The organism is Micromonospora parastrephiae (assembly GCF_016802865.1).
In the GTDB taxonomy this organism is placed as follows: domain Bacteria; phylum Actinomycetota; class Actinomycetes; order Mycobacteriales; family Micromonosporaceae; genus Micromonospora; species Micromonospora parastrephiae.
This window is the reverse complement of sequence record NZ_JAEVHM010000152.1, coordinates 1-13,489: the sequence shown is the minus strand read 5'-3', so window position 1 is coordinate 13,489 and position 13,489 is coordinate 1. Positions and strand designations below refer to the sequence as shown.

The window sequence follows — 13,489 nt, the reverse complement described above, 5'->3', positions numbered from 1 at the left end:
CTGGCCGTCGCCGCCCTGACAGACCCGGCGCGGACGGTCGCGTCCGGCGCCGCGACCAGCCGGAGGCCGCCGGCGCGGGTCGGGCGGGTGCTGGACGCTGCCGCTCAGGCGGTGGCACTGGTGGCGGCCGTGCTCGCCGTCGAGGTGGCGCGTCACCTCGCGACCGTCTGCGTGCTCTGGGGTGTCGCCGTGGCGTTGCGGCTGCTGCGCCGGGGCGTGCCGGCCGGACGCCGGTGGGTGTTCGCCGGCATCGCCGCCGGCAGCGAACTCGTTGGGGCGTGGGTGCTGCTGGCCGCCGGCGGGGTGACGGCGTTGGAGGCGTACACCCTGCCGGCCGCGCGCTCGCCATCGGCGCGGGCCTGCTGGCGTTGCGGACCAGGCCGGGGCTGACCAGCTGGCCGGCTCTCGGACCGGGGCTGGTCGCGGCGCTGCTGCCGAGCCTGGTGTCGGTGCTGGCCGGGCCGGATCCGCAGCCGTGGCGACGGCTGCTGCTCGGAACGGCGGCGTTGGGTGTGGTCCTCGCCGGCGCGGCCCGCCGCTGGCAGGCGCCGGTCCTGCTCGGCGGCGGCGCGCTCGGGCTGCTCGCGCTGCACGAACTGGCCCGCGGTTGGGACCTTCTGCCGCGGTGGATCTACCTGGCCGTTGGCGGGCTGGTGTTGGTCGGGCTCGCCGCGACCTACGAGCGGCGCCGACGCGACCTGGCCCGGTTGCGGGCGGCGGTGATTAGGCTCGGCTGAATGGGGGTAGGGCTCGCACTACCCCCCATCCGGGGGTTGTCAGGGTTAATCAGCGCTACTGCTGTCGGGACACTTGACAATAAGCCCGAACCACCCGGCACGGGCCCAAGCGGAACGGGAGCAGCGATGGCGCTCGGAGCGGTGGCGGAACCGCCGGTACGACGGCGAGGAAGTGACTACGCACAGTTGTCCCGACGGATCAGCCAGGCGGGCCTGCTGGAGCGACGCCCCGGCTGGTACGTCACCCGCATCGTGCTCACCCTCGGTGCGTTCGTGGCCGGCTGGGTCGCCGTGTTCCTGGTCGGCGACTCCTGGTGGCAGTTGCCGCTCGCGGCCGTGCTGGCGGTGGCCACCACGCAGGTCGCGTTCCTCGGGCACGACGCCGGGCACCGTCAGATGTTCCGTCGCCGCGGTCCCAGCGAGCTGGTCGGGTTGTTCGCCGGCAACCTGGCGGTCGGTCTCAGTTACGGCTGGTGGGTGGACAAGCACAACCGGCACCACGCCAACCCGAACCACGAGGACGAGGACCCGGACGTCGGCGCGGGCGCCCTGGTGTGGACGCCCGAGCAGGCGATGGAGACCCGGGGGTTCGGCCGTTGGATGGCTCAGCGGCAGGCGTACTTCTTCTTTCCGATGCTGCTGCTGGAGGGTCTGAGCCTGCACGTCGCGAGCATCCGGGCGATCATCGGCCGGGAGCCGGACGGCCGGCACACCGTCCCGATGCGACACCGGGCGGTCGAGGCGGCGCTGCTCGTCGCGCACACCGTCGGCTACGTCGCGCTGCTGTTGGCGGTCATGTCGCCGGGCAAGGCGCTGCTCTTCGCCGCCGTGCACCAGGCGCTGTGGGGCCTCTACATGGGCTGCGCGTTCGCGCCGAACCACAAGGGCATGCCGATGCCGACCGCCGAGGACGAGCTGGACTTCCTGCGCAAGCAGGTGTTGACCTCCCGCAATGTGCGGGGCAGCCGGCTGGTGGACACCGCGCTGGGCGGGCTCAACTACCAGATCGAGCACCACCTGTTCCCGAACATGCCCCGGGCCAACCTGCGCCGGGCCCAGCCGATCGTCCGCGCCTACTGCGTGGAGCAGGGCATCTCGTACGCGGAGACCGGGCTGGTCGAGTCGTACCGCCAGGCGCTCGGTCACCTGCACGAGGTGGGCCGGCCGCTGCGCGGCTGAACGGAGGGCTAGGTTGAGCCGTCCACCGGTGGCGCGTCCGGCTCGCCGGACGCGCCACCGGTAGGGTCTGCTCATGGCAGACCTGCTCACCGCGGACGCGGTGCGAGAAGAGCTGGGCGGGTTGTCCGACTGGTCGGGTGACCCGACCGGCATCGGTCGCAGCGTCCAGTTCGGCAGTTTCCCGGACGCCATCGCGGTGGTGGACCGGGTGGCGGCGGTGGCCGAGGAGCTCGACCACCATCCCGACATCGACATCCGATGGCGGACCCTGACCTTCCGCTGTGTCACGTACTCGGCCGGTGGGGTCACCCACCGGGACATCGAGCTGGCCCGGCGGATTGACGACATCGTCCGGAGCGCGGCATGAGATTCGAGATCAGCAAGGTTTTGGACGCCATCGAGGGTCGGGTCTGCACGGACCCGTCACTGGCCCGGGCGGTGCTCGACCTGGCCGAGGTGATCCGCTATCAGGACATCGACGGCGGCCGGCCGGCCAGCCTGCTGCGGCTCGGCATGGTCATCGACGCGCTCTCCCGCGAGTTGGAGGAGGACAGCGTCCAGGTCTACGCGGTGGTGCACCGGGCGCTGCTCTCCGACGCCGACCTGACCTCCAACGAGCGGATGGTGGTTCGCCGCTGGGCCGACGACGGGCTGGTCGAGGTGCTCGACAATCCGGGCGACCGGATGTTGGAGGTGGCCGACCTGCTCGGGTTGCCGGTGCTCACCAGGGTGCGCTTCGACGGGTTGCGCGGGCGGTTCCCGTGGCTGGTCGAGCAGCCCGGTCGGGTGGTCGCCCCGGTGCCTGGCGCCGGTGGGCCGGTGTTCATCGCGCATGTCGGCGGCGGGCACGCGCCGGTCGCCGGCAAGCGCTCACCGACGGGGGCGAAGCTGTTGGCCCGGCAGTGGCGCTGCCCGGAGTCGGGTTGCGCGCTGTTCGGCGGCGGTGGTGGGGGCGGTGCCTTCGCCGACCTGGCCGGGGGTGCGGACCGCAGCCCGGCCGGGCAGCCGCCGCCCGCGCTGCGCAACGGTGTGCCGACCTGCCCCCGACACGGGGTACGCCTTGGTGACGGCGGCCCCCGGCCACGTACCGAGGTGCTCGCGGTGCGCGTCGGCGGCCTGGTCCGGCGACGGTTCGTGCTGAGCGAGGAGCAGCCGGTGGTGGCTGGTCGGGCTCCCGAGCAGGACGGCGGGATCATGCTCGGGCAGTGGCTCAACGACGAGGCCCGGCGGTGGATCAGCCGTGGTCACGTCCGCTTCGAGCTGCGGGTCGGCGAGGTCATCGTGACCGACGTGAGCACCAACGGCTCCGGCATCCGTCCGGCCGGTTCGATGAACGAGTCGGACCGGATCCCCCTGGCGCCGCAGCAGTCCCGGGTGTTGGGCGAGAATGACATGGTGGAGCTGTACCCGGGTGTGCAGATCGGCCGGGCCGAGGAGCTGCCGACGGGTGCCCCGTTCACGCCCACCTCGGTGATGGCCGAGGCCCCCACGATGGCGATGCGCCTACCGCGCCCCTGACGCCCCCCCAACGCCCCAACCCCAACGCGCCCCAACCCGGTTGATCATGAAGTTATTGCCACGACACGCCGACGCGGCGGGCAATAACTTCATGATCAACGCGCGGGGGGGGGGGGGGGGGGCTGTCCGGTGCCGGGTCAGGCGGCCAGCACCTCGGCGAGCCGGGCCACCGCCAGGTCGATCTCCTCCTCGGTGATCACCAGCGGCGGGGCGAGCCGGATGGTGGAGCCGTGGGTGTCCTTGGCGAGCACGCCACGCTCGGCGAGCCGCTCGCACGCCTCCCGCCCGCTCATCAGCGCCGGGTCGATGTCCAGACCGGCCCACAGGCCGCGGACGCGCACCGCCACCAGGCCCTTGCCGACCAGCCCCTCCAGGCCGGCCCGCAGCCGTTCGCCCAGCTCGGCCGAGCGGCGCTGGAACTCGCCGGTGGCCAGCAGCCGGACCACCTCGATGGCCACCGCGCAGGCGAGGGGGTTGCCGCCGAAGGTCGAGCCGTGCTGGCCGGGCTTGAGGACGCCGAGCACGTCGGCGTTCGCGGCCACCGCGGAGACCGGCACGATGCCGCCGCCGAGCGCCTTGCCCAGCAGGTACATGTCCGGCACGACGCCCTCGTGGTCGCAGGCGAAGGTCGCGCCGGTACGCCCCAGACCCGACTGGATCTCGTCGGCGATGAAGAGCACGTCGCGCTCGGTGCAGACCCGTCGTACGCCCGGCAGGTAGCCCTCCGGCGGCACCACCACGCCCTGCTCGCCCTGGATCGGCTCGAGCAGCACGGCCACCGTGTTCTCGTCGATCGCGGCGGTCAGCGCGTCCAGGTCGCCGTACGGCACCACGGTGAAGCCCGGGGTGTACGGCCCGAAGTCGGCGCGGGCGTCCTCGTCGGTGGAGAAGCTCACGATGGTCGTGGTCCGGCCGTGGAAGTTGCCCTCGGCGACCACGATGTTGGCCTGCCCGGCGGGCACGCCCTTGACCTGGTAGCCCCACTTGCGGGCCACCTTGATCCCGGTCTCCACCGCCTCGGCGCCGGTGTTCATCGGCAGCACCAGGTCCTTGCCGCACAGCTCGGCCAGCTCCCGGCAGAAGTCGGCGAACTGGTCGTGGATGAACGCCCGGCTGGTCAGCGTCAGCCGGTCCAGCTGTGCGTGCGCGGCGGCGATCAGCTGCGGGTGCCGGTGGCCGAAGTTCAGCGCCGAGTAGCCGGCCAGGCAGTCCAGGTAGCGGCGGCCGTCCACGTCGGTGAGCCACGCGCCCTCGGCGGACGAGATCACCACCGGCAGGGGGTGGTAGTTGTGCGCGGTCCAGCGCTCGGCGTCCCGGACCGCGCCCGGCGTACGCAGGATGTCATCCACGATCACTTGCTTGCCTTTCCCTGACGGAGTCGCAGCGTGCAGCACTTCGGTCCGCCGCCGGCCTTACGCAGCTCGGACAGGTCGACACCGATGGTTTCGTAGCCCCGGTCGCGCAACTTGGCGGCCAGGTCGGTGGCCTGCGCGGGCAGCACCACGTGCCGGCCGTCGCTGACCGCGTTCAGGCCCAGCACCTCGGCGTCGGCCATGGTGGCGTGCACGGCGTCGGGGAAGAGCCGACGCAGGACGGCCTGGCTGCCGGGGGAGAACGCCTCCGGCAGGTACGCCACGGTCCGCTCGTCGAGCACGGTCAGCGCGGTGTCCAGGTGGTAGAAGCGCGGGTCGACGAGCTGCATGGTGATCACCGGGTAACCGAAGACCTCCTGCAACTGGGCGTGCGAGGCGTGGGCCGTGCGGAAGCCGGTGCCGGCCAGCAGGTGGTCACCGGCCAGCAGGACGTCGCCCTCACCCTCGTTGACGTGCTTCGGGTCGTACATCTCGAAGCCGGCGGCCTCGAACCAGGCCCGGTAGGCCGGCGCCTCGTCGGCGCGCTGCGGGTCGCGGAACTGCACGGCCATCGCCTTGCCGTCGATCACGGTGCCACCGTTGGCGGCGAAGACCATGTCGGGCAGGCCGGGCACCGGAGTGATCTCCTCGACGGTGTGGCCCAGGTCGCGGTACGTCTGGCGCAGCTGCTCCCACTGGCGGACGGCCAGCGCGGCGTCGACCGGCGCGCTCGGGTCCATCCAGGGGTTGATGGCGTAGTCGACGGCGAAGTACGTCGGCCGGCACATCAACAGGCGCTGGCTGGTGGCGTCCATCGTCATTGTCCTGCTCCCAGGGGTCGGGCGCGCCGGCCACCGTGGCCCACGGGCTGGCGCCGTTGCTCAACGTTATGCGGCGTCAGCGGCAGGATCCACCACTGAGAGTTGCGCGGACCGAACATTCGTTGCGTCTGGCCGGTTTGCGACTGCGATTCGTTGCGTGTGCGGTCGGCGGAACCGGAAAGCGTCGGGGGCCCGGCGAATACCGAGCCCCGGAAAAGCGTCGGGGGCCCGGCGAGTGCCAGGCCCCGGAAACACTTCAGGGGCGGCGAACCGCCGCCCCTGAAAGGGTGTTGCCCGGCCGGTGAACCACCGGGAGTCGGGCTGCCGGCGAACCGCCGGGTCGTGCGCCGGTCGGATCACCGGCGAGCGGAACAGTGCCCGCTAGAAGCGATCGACAAACTGTGAGTCAAGCCACTCCCGGAAGCGCTGCACCCAGTCGCCGTCGGTGGTGGGCCAGTCGAACTGGCCGGTCATTGCCAGCACACCGAGCACCACCGCGGCCAGACCGATCAGCACGCCGAACAGCGCGTCGGTCTTGCCGGCGATGTGCCGGCGGCGGGTGGCGATCAGGCCGAGCACCGAGAGCACCGCGCCGAACGCGCCGAGGCCGATGCCGTACCCGGCCAGGGTGCCGGTCAGCACGAACAGCGCGCCAGCGACGGAGACGATCAGGCCGAGGGTGGCGAGCAGGCTGGCCCGCGGCTTCGGGCCGCGCGTCACCGCCGGCTCCGGGGCGGTCCGGTCCGGAGTCGGGTCGACCGGGCGGTCGGTGGTGCCCCGGTCCGTCGTGTCCGCCGGCCGGTTGGCGCGGTCGCGGTCGAGGTCGACGTCCCGGTCGGTGGTGGAGACCGGCGTGATCACCGGCCGGGGCTCGCCGTCCACCGGCCGGGCGGTGGCAGCCCGGGCCACCGCTGCCCGCTCGCTGGCCCGCCGCTCGGCCTCGCTGGCCTGGTCGCCGGTCGCGGCGGCGCTGCGGTACGTCGTCTGGTCGGCGTCCCGGTCGACGACCGGGGTGTCGCGGCCGTCCACGCGGCCGTCGAGGTTCTCGTCCCGCGTCGGTGCCGGCTCGGACCGGCGGGACAGCGAAGGAATCCTGACCACTACACACCTCCTGATGAATGCGTGGTGGCCGACGGAAAGGGTGGCATCCACGCGGTACCGCCCTGAAGTACCCACCTGGGAGTTTCCTGACACCAGTACCGGGTACGGCCCGGTGGATCAGGGGCGGACAGTTCGTTGTCCGCCCGGTGCGGGTGCGGCACGCAGCGTCCGCACCCCGGCCCGTTGGACGTACACCTCCCGCTTGTCGACGGCCACGCCCTTGTCGTTCAGGACGTAGCCGACCAGCCACACCCACCCGTGGTACGTGGGGCGCGGGTCCACGCTCACCAGTCGTAGGCGTAGCGCCCGGTCGCCGGCGAACTGCACCGAGCAGGACCCGCCGATCAGCAGCAGGTCGCCCGGCTTCAGCTCGCTCACGTTGGCCAGTGCCCACGGTTGATCGGGATGCGGTGGCGAGCTCGGCAGGGGAGTGTGGCGCCGCAGCGGCACACCCTGCGCCAGCGCGTCCAACTCCAGACCGGCCGATGCCGTCGGGCGAGGGTCAGCGCGGTGACCAAGAGGTATTCGTCGTATGACACGCGCACGGCGGCGTCCTTTCCCGACAGGTGGCAATTCGCGTCGGGCCATCGGCGTCGCCATTTCCGGCGCTCTTTCCGGGCCTCTGATGCGTGACAGCCTGTTCCATGTTGGCCACCTTGTGCAACGCTCTGACCCGCCCTATTCTCAGCCCGGAACGACGCACGAGGAATGGACGATAAATGCGTGCGAGGCGAAACATTCGGTGTTGCAGGAGGGGCGCGGTGATGTTGCATGACGGATGAAACAGGCGGGTCGACGGTCCCTCGGCGGCAGCTCGGCCGGCTGCTCACCCAGCTGCGTGAGGACGCCTCGGTGACGCTGGACGCCGCAGCCGAAGCGCTGGACTGCTCACGGCAGAAGGTGTGGCGCATCGAGAAGGGACTGGTCCCGGTGCGTGTGGTGGACGCCCGGGCCATGTGCGCTCTCTACCGGGTTCCGGAGGACATGAGGGAGATCGTCGCCGCGCTCGCGAAGGAGACCCGCGCCAAAGGTTGGTGGCATTCGTACGGCGACGTCGTTCCGTCGTGGTTCTCGCTGTACGTCGGCCTGGAATCCTCCGCGAGTCTGATTCGTCGATATGACTCGGAGTTGATTCCCGGCCTTCTGCAAACCCGCGAGTACGCCAGCGAGCTTTTCCGCCGGAAGAACCCGACCATGAGCGGGGAGGACCGGGAGAAGCTGGTGGAGGTGCGGCTGCAACGGCAGGGCATCCTCGTTCGCCGGCTGCCCACCGCGCCCGCGTTGCGGGTCGTCCTGAGCGAGGCCGTGCTGCGCCGCACGATCCCCGACCGTCGGGCGATGGTCGGGCAGCTGCGTCACCTGCTCGACGTGGCGGCGCTGCCGAACGTGAGTCTGCGGGTGCTCCCCCTCGCGGCCGGTCCGCCGCTGGCCAGCGAAACCGGCACGTTCGTCCTGCTGGGCTTCCCCCAGGCGTTCGGAAGGGCGTCGACCGAGCCGACCACCGTCTACCTGGAGAACATCACCGGAGCGCTGTACCTGGACAAGCCGGCCGAGGTGGGGGCCTTCGAACATGTCTGGTCGGATCTGGAGGCGCTCGCCTCGGGTGAGGCAGAATCAGAAAAAATGATCACATCGATCATCGAGGAGCATCATGACTGACCTTGCCGGTGCCAGTTGGCGCAAGAGCACCCGCAGCGGCGGGAGCGGCGGCGACTGCGTCGAGGTGGCCGACAACCTCCCCGGCGTCGTGGGTGTACGGGACAGCAAGGACCCGACCGGGCCGGCCCTGGCCTTCGTCCCGGCCGCCTGGGCCGCGTTCGTGGGCGGCGTCAGGGAGCAGCGTCCGGGCTGACGCGTCGCGCGGCTCACTCGGCCCCGCCGAGCGGCGCTGGCTATCCTTGGCACCCGTGCCAGAGGGACACACGATCCACCGCCTGGCGGCCCGGCACGCCGAGCTGTTCGCCGGGGACAAGCTGCATGCCAGCAGCCCGCAGGGCCGCTTCGCCGAGGGTGCCGCCCGGCTCTCCGGCACCGTCCTGGAGGGCACCGAGGCGTACGGCAAGCACCTGCTGCACCACTACGCCGGCGAGCTGACCCTGCACGTGCACCTCGGGCTGTACGGCAAGTTCACCGACGGCTCGGGCGAGCCTCCCGAGCCGGTGGGTCAGGTGCGGCTGCGGCTGGCCAGCGACCGGCACTGGCTGGACCTGCGGGGGCCGACGGCCTGCGAGCTGCTCACCCCACCCGAGGTGACCGCGCTGCGGGACCGCCTCGGGCCGGACCCGCTGCGCGCCGACGCCGACCCCGAGCGGGCGTACGCCCGGATCTCCCGCAGCCCGACGCCCCTCGCCGCACTGCTGCTGGACCAGCCGGTGGTGGCCGGCACCGGGCTGATCTTCGTAACCGAGGCGCTGTTCCGGGCCGGGTTGTCGCCCACCCTGCCCGGCCGCCTGCTGACCCGCGACGGGTGGGACGCGCTCTGGGCCGACCTGGTGGGGCTGATGCGCCTCGCCGTCGAGCACGGCCGGATCGACACCGTGCGCGACGCGCACCTGCCGGCGGCGATGGGCCGCCCGGCCCGGGTGGACCGCCACGGTGGAGAGGTGTACGTCTACCGCCGCCCCGGCGCGCCCTGCCACCTCTGCGGCACCGAGGTGAGCCGCGGCGAACTGGCGGGCCGCAATCTGTACTGGTGTCGTACCTGCCAGCCCGGCTGAGGAGTCAGCCCTCGTCGAGCAGCCAGCGGGATCCGTCCGTCCACCCTGGGCCAGGGGATCACGGCGTTCCCATTCGCAGTCCACAATGGCTAGCGTGCACATCGGCGTGAACGTACCGAACTTCGCCCCGGGTACCGACCCTGACGTGCTGCGACAGTGGGCGCAGGCGGTCGAGGGTCTCGGCTTCGACCTGCTGATGGTCTCCGACCACATCGCGGTGACCCCGGACGTGGCCGAGCAGTATCCGGCGCCGTTCTACGAGCCGTTCACCACGCTGTCCTGGCTGGCCGGGGTGACCCACCGGGTCCGGCTGGGCACCACGGTGCTCATCGTGCCGTACCGGCACCCGCTGCTCACCGCCCGGATGGCGGCGAACCTCAACCGGCTCAGCGGCGGCCGGCTCGTCCTCGGCGTGGGTGTCGGCTGGGCCCGGCAGGAGTTCGAGGCGCTCGGCGTGCCGTTCCGGCGGCGCGGTGCGCTGACCGACGAATACCTGCGCACCATGCGTGCGGCCTGGCAGAACACCGAGGACTACGACACGGCTGCGATCCCGATCTGGGTCGGCGGCAACAGCGAGGCCGGCATGCGCCGCGCGGTACTGCTCGGTGATGCCTGGCATCCGCTGCGGGTCACGCCCGGGCGGCTGGCCGAGGCGGTCGGACGGCTGAAGGTGATCGCCGACGAGCTGGATCGTCCGGTGCCCGCGTTGGTGCCGCGCATCGCGCTGCGGGAGGCCGGTGAGCCGATCACCGCCCCGGACCGGCTCGCCGGTGTCGGCACCATCGACCAGATCATCGCCGACATCGACCAGATGCGTCTGCTCGGCGCGGACACGGTGGTGCTCGACCCGTTCAACGGCGACCTGACCGAGATCCGCCAGCCCGAACGGGCTTGGCGGACCCTTGCGGCCGTGGCCGCGTACCACAGATCCCAGGAGGTTCGATGACGCCCGACGACGAGAGGTTTCTCCGCCGTGCCGTGGAAATCGCCAGCCAGGCAGGGGCTTCCGGCGAACGGCCGTTCGGCTCGTTGCTGGTCGGTGCGGACGGTGTCGTCCTGATCGAGGACCACAACACCGTGGTCTCCGACTCGGACATCACCGCTCATCCGGAGCTGAAGCTGGCCCGCTGGGCCGCTCGGGAACTCGCTCCGGACGTGGCCGCCGGCACCACCATGTTCACCAGCTGCCAGCCCTGCCCGATGTGCGCGACCGCGATCGATCGGTCCGGCCTCGGCCGGGTGGTGTACGCCCTGTCCGGCGAGCAGTTCGAGGAGGTCAAGCCGGCCACCCCGCCGCTGCCTCCGGTCCGGTACGAGGGCCCGGCGCTGTTCGACGAGGCGCGTCAGCCGATCGACGACTACTACTAGGTGACCGGCCCGGTGTGACACGACCGGAATTGACAGTCGACCAGCCGCCGGAGCAGGGTTGAGAAGTGACAACGATGTCAACGGACAAAGGGGAGGAATCGCGGACGTGATCCTCTCTGGGCCGCACCCGGTGACCCACCGGTTCGCGGTGTTCCGTTGGCGGTTTTCCGGCGCGGACCCGGTCCGCCCGCCGATCCTGGCCGTATGTCCCTTCCCTACCCGACGGTGACCAGCTGAGATGACCGACGTGCCCCGATCCGACGCCGACACGACCCCCGCTCCTGCCGGGTCACCCGACCTGCCCGACCTCGACGAGTTCCTCGCCGAACAGACCCGCACACTGCTCGACACGGCCGGCCGGTCGGTGCGGCCCGAGGGCGGCTTCTGGTGGCTCACCGACGACCGCACCCCGGACCGTGGCGAACCGGTGTACACCTGGATCACCTGCCGGATGACCCACGTGGCCGCTCTCGCCCACCGCAACGGCGACCCGGACGCCGCCGCCCTCGTCGACCACGGCGTCGCCGCGCTCAGCACACTGCTGCGCGACGACCGCTACGGCGGCTGGTTCGGCGCGGTGGACCAGCAGGGCACGCCCGTCGACGAACGCAAGGCCGGCTACGACCACGCGTTCGTGCTGCTCGCCGCGTCCAGCGCGGCGCGCGCCGGACGACCCGGCGCCGACCGGTTGCTCGCCGACGCGCAGGCCGTGGTGCGGGACCGGTTCTGGGACGCCGACACCGGCGCGGTCCGCGAGTCGTGGAACCGGGACTGGACGGTCACCGAGGACTACCGCGGCGCGAACAGCAGCATGCACATGGTCGAGGCGTTCCTCGCCGCTGCCGCCGCCACCGGCGACGCGAGCTGGACCGAGCGGGCCCTGGAGATCGGCACCCACCTGGTGCACGGCGAGGCCACCCGCCACGACTGGCGCTGCCCGAGCACTTCACCGCCGACTGGACGCCGCTGCCCGACTACAACCGGGACCGGCCCGCCGACCCGTTCCGGCCGTACGGCTCGACCATCGGGCACTGGCTGGAGTGGGCCCGGCTGCTGCTGGAGCTGGAGGCGGTCCTGCCGCAGCCGCCGCGCTGGCTGCTCGCGGACGCCCGTGCCCTGTTCGCGGCCTCCGTACGGCGCGGCTGGGCGGTCGACGGCGCCGACGGCTTCGTCTACACGATCGACTGGGACGACCGGCCGGTGGTCCGCTCCCGGATGCACTGGGTGCTGGCCGAGGCGGTCGGCGCGGCGGTCACCCTGCACCGACGCACCGGCGACGCCGTCTACGCCGACTGGTACCGGGTGTTCTGGGCGTACGCCCGCCGCTACCTGGTGGACGGCACCGGGTGGCGGCACGAGCTGGACCCGCAGAACCGGCCCGCCGACACGGTCTGGCACGGCCGACCGGACGTCTACCACGCGTACCAGGCGGTGCTGCTGTCCCGCTCGGCCGACGGTCTCGGTGGCCCCGGCCCGCTCGCCCCGGGCGCGGTGACCGCATGATCGTGGTCGCGGGTGAGGCGCTGATCGACCTGGTGGTCACCGCCGAAGGGCAGCGGGCGGTGCCGGGTGGCTCGCCGGCGAACGTGGCGGTCACCCTGGCCCGGCTCGACGAGCCGGTGCGGCTGCTGGCACGGATCGGCACCGACGAGTACGGCCGGCAGCTCACCGAGCATCTGACGAGCAACCGGGTGGACCTGGCGTGGGCGGTCCGCGCCGACCAGCCCACCTCGGTGGCGGTGGCCACGCTGAACGCCACCGGCCAGGCCAGCTATGAGTTCCGGCTGGCCGGCACGGCGGACTGGCAGTGGACGCCGCAGGAGTTGCCCGAACTGGCGGGATCCCCGGCGACCGCCCTGCACACCGGGTCGCTCGCGCTCGCGCTGACGCCCGGCGCGCAGGTGCTGGAGGACCTGCTCGCCCGCGAACACCGCCGCGACGGGCTCACCGTCTCGATCGACCTCAACCTGCGTCCGAGCATCGTCACGGACCGGGCCGCGGAGCAGGCGAGGGTACGGCGGCAGGTCAGCCTCGCGCACCTGGTCAAGGCCAGCGACGAGGACCTGGCCTGGCTCTATCCCGACCGGACGGTGTCCGACGTGCTGGCCGGCTGGCGCGAGGCCGGGGTGTCCTGCGCGGTGGTGACCCGGGGTGGGGAGGGCGCCTGGCTGCTCGCCCCGGACGGGTCGCTGCACGAGCAACCGGCGGTACGCACCACGGTGGTCGACACCGTCGGCGCCGGCGACGCGTTCACCGGTGGCCTGCTGGCCGCGCTGGCGGACCTCGACGCTCTCGGCGACCGGCCGGCCAGCCGGCTCGCCGCGGTGAGCGCCCAGCAGTGGGCGGAGGTGCTTCGGCAGGCCGCCACGGTGGCGGCGTTGACCTGCGCCCACCGGGGCGCCGACCCGCCCCGCCGCGCGGAGGTCGAAGCGCTGCTGGCCACCGCAAGCTGACCCCACCCCACCCCGACCGTATACACGATCATGAGCGTACTCATCGTCGCGCCGGACGCCATGAAGTGCGAGTTCATCGACAAGCGGACGGGCCGGGGAATTGATGGGGACCGTCACCGACTACGTGCTGGAGGAACTCCGCCTGTTCCGGCCAGATGGTCGTGCCGTCGGCCAGCGTCACGCCGCCGGACTCGCGGATGGCCAACAGCGAGCGGACGAGGTGCTGCCGGTAGCCCATCCTTC

General features: G+C 72.1%; 14 protein-coding genes and 2 pseudogenes. 12 read left to right on the top strand and 4 right to left on the bottom strand.

Annotated elements, in window-relative coordinates; all coding sequences use genetic code 11:
* The 5 genes and pseudogenes from JNW91_RS32625 to JNW91_RS23725 form a co-directional block, all read left to right on the top strand.
* A pseudogene (locus tag JNW91_RS32625) lies at positions 1-390 on the top strand (SCO7613 C-terminal domain-containing membrane protein); the annotation flags it as partial.
* On the top strand, positions 369-737 hold the full coding sequence (locus tag JNW91_RS32620) for an SCO7613 C-terminal domain-containing membrane protein (protein WP_238425584.1): 369 nt from the start codon (positions 369-371) through the stop codon (positions 735-737). The pseudogene JNW91_RS32625 and the gene JNW91_RS32620, both read left to right, overlap by 22 nt.
* 126 nt (positions 738-863) lie before the next feature.
* Positions 864-1,916: a fatty acid desaturase family protein gene (locus JNW91_RS23735; RefSeq protein ID WP_203177641.1), complete on the top strand. Its 1,053-nt coding sequence runs from the start codon at positions 864-866 to the stop codon at positions 1,914-1,916.
* Between the two features lie 73 nt (positions 1,917-1,989).
* Positions 1,990-2,283 (top strand): 4a-hydroxytetrahydrobiopterin dehydratase, encoded by a 294-nt coding sequence (locus tag JNW91_RS23730; protein ID WP_203177640.1) that lies wholly within the window; start codon positions 1,990-1,992, stop codon positions 2,281-2,283.
* Entirely contained in the window at positions 2,280-3,434 is a 1,155-nt protein-coding gene (locus JNW91_RS23725; protein ID WP_203177639.1) for an FHA domain-containing protein, read from the top strand. Before JNW91_RS23730 ends, JNW91_RS23725 begins: the two co-directional genes overlap by 4 nt.
* Positions 3,435-3,571: 137 nt before the next feature.
* Here JNW91_RS23725 and rocD read toward each other — a convergent pair whose 3' ends face one another.
* The 4 genes from rocD to JNW91_RS23705 all read right to left on the bottom strand — a co-directional run bounded on the left by rocD (position 3,572) and on the right by JNW91_RS23705 (position 7,086).
* Entirely contained in the window at positions 3,572-4,786 is a 1,215-nt protein-coding gene (rocD, locus tag JNW91_RS23720; protein ID WP_203177643.1) for an ornithine--oxo-acid transaminase, read from the bottom strand.
* Positions 4,786-5,601 carry a dimethylargininase gene (gene ddaH / locus JNW91_RS23715; RefSeq protein ID WP_199723515.1) on the bottom strand — a complete coding sequence of 272 codons (816 nt, stop codon included), beginning with the start codon at positions 5,599-5,601 and terminating at the stop codon, positions 4,786-4,788. Before ddaH ends, rocD begins: the two co-directional genes overlap by 1 nt.
* 387 nt (positions 5,602-5,988) lie before the next feature.
* On the bottom strand, positions 5,989-6,708 hold the full coding sequence (locus JNW91_RS23710) for a DMT family transporter (protein WP_309244472.1): 720 nt from the start codon (positions 6,706-6,708) through the stop codon (positions 5,989-5,991).
* Between the two features lie 117 nt (positions 6,709-6,825).
* On the bottom strand, positions 6,826-7,086 hold the full coding sequence (locus JNW91_RS23705) for a hypothetical protein (RefSeq protein ID WP_203177638.1): 261 nt from the start codon (positions 7,084-7,086) through the stop codon (positions 6,826-6,828).
* 393 nt (positions 7,087-7,479) lie between these two features.
* Here JNW91_RS23705 and JNW91_RS23700 point away from each other — a divergent pair, with 393 nt between their 5' ends.
* The 7 genes and pseudogenes from JNW91_RS23700 (at position 7,480) to JNW91_RS23670 (ending at position 13,246) form a co-directional block, all read left to right on the top strand.
* Positions 7,480-8,367, top strand: coding sequence for a helix-turn-helix domain-containing protein (locus JNW91_RS23700; RefSeq protein WP_203177637.1), 888 nt, complete (start codon positions 7,480-7,482; stop codon positions 8,365-8,367).
* Positions 8,360-8,560, top strand: coding sequence for a DUF397 domain-containing protein (locus JNW91_RS23695; RefSeq protein ID WP_203177636.1), 201 nt, complete (start codon positions 8,360-8,362; stop codon positions 8,558-8,560). Before JNW91_RS23700 ends, JNW91_RS23695 begins: the two co-directional genes overlap by 8 nt.
* Positions 8,561-8,615: 55 nt before the next feature.
* Entirely contained in the window at positions 8,616-9,425 is an 810-nt protein-coding gene (locus JNW91_RS23690; protein ID WP_203177635.1) for an Fpg/Nei family DNA glycosylase, read from the top strand.
* A 94-nt stretch (positions 9,426-9,519) separates the two neighbouring features.
* On the top strand, positions 9,520-10,371 hold the full coding sequence (locus JNW91_RS23685; protein ID WP_203177634.1) for an LLM class flavin-dependent oxidoreductase: 852 nt from the start codon (positions 9,520-9,522) through the stop codon (positions 10,369-10,371).
* Positions 10,368-10,793, top strand: a complete 426-nt coding sequence (locus JNW91_RS23680; RefSeq protein WP_203177633.1) for a nucleoside deaminase — start codon at positions 10,368-10,370, stop codon at positions 10,791-10,793. Before JNW91_RS23685 ends, JNW91_RS23680 begins: the two co-directional genes overlap by 4 nt.
* A 238-nt stretch (positions 10,794-11,031) precedes the next feature.
* Positions 11,032-12,296: pseudogene (locus tag JNW91_RS23675) on the top strand (AGE family epimerase/isomerase).
* Positions 12,293-13,246, top strand: a complete 954-nt coding sequence (locus JNW91_RS23670; RefSeq protein WP_203177632.1) for a carbohydrate kinase family protein — start codon at positions 12,293-12,295, stop codon at positions 13,244-13,246. Before JNW91_RS23675 ends, JNW91_RS23670 begins: the two are co-directional and overlap by 4 nt.
* The last annotated feature ends 243 nt before the right edge of the window (positions 13,247-13,489 follow it).

Coding starts and splice junctions, on each gene's coding strand:
- JNW91_RS23735 (WP_203177641.1), top strand. CDS start 864: ATGGCGCTCGGAGCGGTGGCGGAACCGCCGGTACGACGGCGAGGAAGT.
- JNW91_RS23695 (WP_203177636.1), top strand. CDS start 8,360: ATGACTGACCTTGCCGGTGCCAGTTGGCGCAAGAGCACCCGCAGCGGC.
- JNW91_RS23700 (WP_203177637.1), top strand. CDS start 7,480: ATGACGGATGAAACAGGCGGGTCGACGGTCCCTCGGCGGCAGCTCGGC.
- JNW91_RS23670 (WP_203177632.1), top strand. CDS start 12,293: ATGATCGTGGTCGCGGGTGAGGCGCTGATCGACCTGGTGGTCACCGCC.
- JNW91_RS23730 (WP_203177640.1), top strand. CDS start 1,990: ATGGCAGACCTGCTCACCGCGGACGCGGTGCGAGAAGAGCTGGGCGGG.
- JNW91_RS23725 (WP_203177639.1), top strand. CDS start 2,280: ATGAGATTCGAGATCAGCAAGGTTTTGGACGCCATCGAGGGTCGGGTC.
- ddaH (WP_199723515.1), bottom strand. CDS start 5,601: ATGGACGCCACCAGCCAGCGCCTGTTGATGTGCCGGCCGACGTACTTC.
- JNW91_RS23680 (WP_203177633.1), top strand. CDS start 10,368: ATGACGCCCGACGACGAGAGGTTTCTCCGCCGTGCCGTGGAAATCGCC.